Source organism: Acidiferrobacterales bacterium (genome assembly GCA_028820695.1).
Taxonomy (GTDB): domain Bacteria; phylum Pseudomonadota; class Gammaproteobacteria; order Arenicellales; family JAJDZL01; genus JAJDZL01.
On sequence record JAPPIB010000005.1, the window covers coordinates 1 to 4,566 of the forward strand.

Sequence of the window (4,566 nt, forward strand, 5' to 3'; positions counted from 1 at the left end):
TAAGTCAATTGAATCAGCCTGTTAAATCCGACTCACGTTCCTCGAATCCACTGGAATCGCGTGCGTATGTGCTTAATTTCGGGTCTTTTTTGACCCTTGCTGGGGGATATAAAGTGTCACTTCGAAATATCGCGACATTGTCGGCAAAATCATTCTAATCTCGGTCAAATATATGGGAGTGCTACCGTACCCGCCTCACTGAATCCGGAAGCCGGAATTAATCCACCTTCACTCCTACTCGTGTAAAGTCTCATTCGCGGTCAAAGTTTCAATTTTTGTGGTCAGTAAGACAAACGTTTCTCCACTGTAAGAACAATCAACCCGATTCTACTTCCATCTTGATCAGGTTTCGTTTGTCTCCGTCAAATACCGCACCAATGAAGTAAATCCTGTTGACCCCATCACGATACTTGTCTGCATAACCGCGACTTTTGATCTGCGCAATGGCTTCTGAAACCCTTTGATTCCCATCATCGCCTTCACTGAGCATTTTGCACTCAAATATGAAAATCTGCCTGTCAATCACCAAAACCAAGTCCGAACGGCCGCGGCTGGTTGATTCTTGAACATGAATGTCCGGTCTTGCAGCGCTGTCCCAAAGACAGGCATGCAGCACCGAGCAATACCAGCCCTCATAATGCGCCATACTGTTATGTCGGTGCACCTCATTGGGAATGGCGGCAAACAAGGTTTGAATCTTGACCTCGAACCCTTCAAAGTCCTCCTGCCTGAGCATTTCAGCCACCTGTTCGGTTTGCACCGGCAGTCTTTTACCCTGTCCGGACAGGTACTGGAGATAGCCGTCATTCAGGCTGGCGCGCACCTCCAAGTTCGGATAATCCAGATCGTAAACGGTTTTTATCCCCTTTCTTTGCTCACCGGTGATTGTCAGATAGCCGGACTGAAACATCAGTGCCTCAGCACCCATATCGTCAACATCAAACGTTGAGATGAAATTCCTCTCCACTTTCAGATTGTTCACATCCAATGGTGTGAACTCGCGCTCCATCATCACTTTATAAAGAAACGAAGGCATGCCGGTGATTGACCAGTAAGCCTCGAATTTTCGCAATTCGAGCAGATTCAAGATGGCCCAGGGGTTGTAGACTCTTTCTTCCCCGAGCCAGCTGTAACCGTTATACCAATGGCGAACCTGATCCAAGTCTAATCCTATCATCCGGTTCGAAAACACTTCATTAAGGTCAGATTCGGTGTAGCCGCAAATGGAACTGTAGCGGGGGTCCAAACTGATATCGGTCAGATTGTTCAATGTCGAGAAAAGACTCACCTTGCTGAACATGGTGATACCGGTGATGAATGCAAAGCGGATTTCCGCTCCAAAGTCCTTAATAACCGCATAAAGTCCTTGCAGATAATCCCGATTGCTTATCGCCAATTCAGGATTTTCGATTGCATCAAGAATTGGTTTGTCATACTCATCAACCAGCACCACGACTTGTTTACCAGTCGCTACATGGATGTGATAAAGCAAGTTGCCAAATCGGTCTGGATCGTTCAACTCCTCAAAGTTGTGAGCATGTGGCAATGCATGTTTGGTTTCCAAACGTGTAAGTTGCAATCGGACATTTTCCTCCAATGTCCCCGGTTTCCTGTAACGATTACCTCCAAAACTCAGGCGTACAACTGGGTATCGGATTTTCCAGTCCCAGTGATCGTGGATATGCAAGCCCTTAAACAGCTGCTCATTGCCTTCAAACAACTCCAGCATCGTATCCAGCAGCAGGCTCTTGCCAAATCGACGCGGGCGAGACAGAAAATAGTGACGCGTCAGACCGCGTGTCAACTGATCAATGAATGTTGTCTTATCAACGTAGTAGCCACTACCTTCACGAATCGTACGGAAACTCTGAATTCCAAGTGGAAGTTCCTTTTGATTATTTGGTCTTTGTTTGTTGTTCATGTATTTCATCATATCACGATATACCTTAACGAAAAAAGATACAGACCCAGTCGCCCTTCAATTCTTTCGAGACATAATCGCAAGAAACCGATCGCTTATGAACGTCTTGTCAATGGCCAGGACAGCATGACACTATATTTATCATTTGTTGTCTGCGATGCCTGTTTCAAAACAACCCTCAGATACTTTACACGCCTGACGCTTCAGAACGTACGTTCGGAGATGCTCAACAGCTGAGACTGGTCGACAACGACGGTCTTCGGGCACAATGGTCTTAGATGGAAACCTCCCGGTTTACAAGTGTGATGTTGCGATATTTCGAAGTGACACTTTAAATCCCATAGCAAGACCACAAAACGCCTAGAAATTACGTTCATGCGCACGCGATTCCGGTTGAATTGGGGAGCATGAGTCGGAAGTAACAGGCTGATTCGATTGACTTATGCGTGACAGTCGGACGCCGGTGCGATACAACTGTGCATACCCTCAGTTGTACTTGCGGAGGCAAACTGGTATGGCTCGATCCGCGCCGGCTGGCAATCTCACGGCGACAAAAAGGGTATAGAGAACTTTGGATCGCGCTGGGGAATCAGTGGCAGCAGCGAGGCGGCCGAAGGGCTTACCGCAGTCTATAAGTTCGAGACAAGAATCGCAGACGGGGAACCCGCTCAATCCACTAATCAGCGTTATGTCGGTCTTTCGGGCGGATTTGGAAACATCACACTTGGTAAGTTGAACAATGCGTCTGCGAATCATGTAGGGTTTGTGGATCAGGCCTATTGGTATGGTTCTTGGGAAGATATGATCGCCAACAAGGTTGGCAACAGCCTGTCATACGCCGTTGATATCGGTGCGGTAAGTTTCCAGTTGGACGCTATCGCCGATTCCAGCAAGAAGAACAAGGACTTGGATTCTTCCCAACTCGGCGCAACCTTGAAGTTCGGCGATAACGGCAAAGTTGGTTTTGCCTATATCAATCACGCTGCGCCGGGGGAACCTACACCGGTCTATGCTGAGAAGGCCTCAATCACCGGTACAGCAGCAGCAGCCACAGAAGATGGAGCAGCAGGCGACGCGCGTGCAGTAACTGGTACATATAAAGCCGCTGTAAAAGCCGATCCTATGGCGCACATTGACAGCGATAAGAGTACGATGCTTGCCGGACAGTACACTGTAGGCGGCATGACGATGCACCTTGGCTATGGTCAACGAAAATGGGATACCGATTCAGTTGCGGCAAAGTGGCAGGCTGCCACAACAGGTGCGAACCCTACCGATGCCGGCTACGGCGCAGGCCTTATGGGCGGTGATCTGCTGGACAAGAAAAAGAAGACCACCTTTTTCGGCGTAACAAGCGATCTCGGTGATACCGGTGTGTGGTTTCATCTGCAAGTGCGCAGCAACAAGACCAACATGAGCAAGGTAACAGCGTCCTACGCGGATGGGTATGACGCTGCCAAAGCCGTATATGATGCTTTACCGACGTCAGCGACGGAGGGAGATAATAACGATTAACTTGAAGTCAAGCGACCGCGAGGTGTAGGCGAAACCGCAACGGCATATAACGCTGTCAATATTAATGGTACAGACGATGAGTTTAATTCCGACAACGAGAACGCTGACCAAGCAACAAAAGATCGCGCAAGGGGCATGGCAACTAGTTCTACAAGTAACACGCCCTGGACGCTGGCACTGTCAAGAAGTCTTGGCGGTGGTGCGAGTGTTCATTTTGAACACGAAAACAAGGACAGCGATTCAGAGAAGAACAGGTCTGCGGTTTTCTTGCTCGTGAACTTCTAAGGTCGGTAATCTGTATAACATTGTGCAAAAAAAGCGGGGTGCCCAGGCACCCCGCTTTCTTTATGACTAGGTGAGTTATATCAGGTCAGAAGTCAACCTTCACTCCAACCCTGGTTTTTCCACTCTTGTCGCCATCGTCGTTGCCGTGCTCCAGCATGACTGTGGATCCGCCTCCCAGACTTCTGGTGACAGCGACCAGCCACGGAGACTTGCTCGAACCGTCAGCCAGCTTCTTGTTTCGGGCCTGCAACAGATAGCTCACACCGGTATCACCGATCCCGCCGCTGAGTCCGTAGTGGGTGATCTTGTCCTTGCCCATCATTCCGTTCGTCTTGATCTCACTGTAGCCGAGATGGCCCGTTACGCCGCCCAGTCCCATCTGAAAGGCAACGTGACTCGCAGAACTACCGGCAGTTTTTACTTCGGTACTGGTCATCGCAGGTACTGCGTCAACTTCCTCAGCTTCCGCATAATATTCATTAGTCGTAGCGGTTGTAACAGCACCACCACCGTCGGTATAACTCGTTGTAGATCCTTCCCAATACCAAACAGTAGCGGTTCTGCATGCGTCGTCGGCTTCAGCATCATCAGCATCGCAAGTACCTATTGAGAATGTTCCATCGGAACTTCTTACGACAGCGTCAGCTCCAGTGTCATCTAGCATGCCATCTTCCATATTGGCATAGTCTGCGGCGACCGTGACATTTACTTGTCTAACCACTCTATAAATTGGATCAGCACCGACCGCAGCTGTATTCACGCGGAATATTGCGTCCGATCCCATTGTAGTGACATCATGCAGCTCATCTTGCTTCTTCACATGGGCGAAGGCGAGCTTGCCGATG

The 4,566-nt window shown here is 49.1% G+C and carries 4 protein-coding genes; 2 read left to right on the forward strand and 2 right to left on the reverse strand.

Annotated elements, in window-relative coordinates; translation table 11 throughout:
* Positions 1-316: 316 nt before the first annotated feature.
* Positions 317-1,921 carry an AAA family ATPase gene (locus OXI60_00825; protein ID MDE0308364.1) on the reverse strand — a complete coding sequence of 535 codons (1,605 nt, stop codon included), beginning with the start codon at positions 1,919-1,921 and terminating at the stop codon, positions 317-319.
* A gap of 480 nt (positions 1,922-2,401) precedes the next feature.
* Between OXI60_00825 and OXI60_00830 the strand changes: the two genes are divergently transcribed.
* Both OXI60_00830 and OXI60_00835 read left to right on the forward strand, forming a co-directional pair.
* The gene (locus tag OXI60_00830; GenBank protein MDE0308365.1) at positions 2,402-3,436 is read left to right on the forward strand and encodes a porin; all 1,035 of its coding nucleotides are present in this window, start codon (positions 2,402-2,404) and stop codon (positions 3,434-3,436) included.
* 135 nt (positions 3,437-3,571) lie between these two features.
* Positions 3,572-3,721 carry a hypothetical protein gene (locus OXI60_00835; GenBank protein MDE0308366.1) on the forward strand — a complete coding sequence of 50 codons (150 nt, stop codon included), beginning with the start codon at positions 3,572-3,574 and terminating at the stop codon, positions 3,719-3,721.
* An 85-nt stretch (positions 3,722-3,806) separates the two neighbouring features.
* On the opposite strand, the gene OXI60_00840 is transcribed toward OXI60_00835, so the two are convergent.
* On the reverse strand, positions 3,807-4,566 hold a 760-nt coding region (locus OXI60_00840), incomplete at its 5' end, for a hypothetical protein (GenBank protein MDE0308367.1).

Coding starts and splice junctions, on each gene's coding strand:
- OXI60_00835 (MDE0308366.1), top strand. CDS start 3,572: ATGGCAACTAGTTCTACAAGTAACACGCCCTGGACGCTGGCACTGTCA.
- OXI60_00825 (MDE0308364.1), bottom strand. CDS start 1,921: ATGAACAACAAACAAAGACCAAATAATCAAAAGGAACTTCCACTTGGA.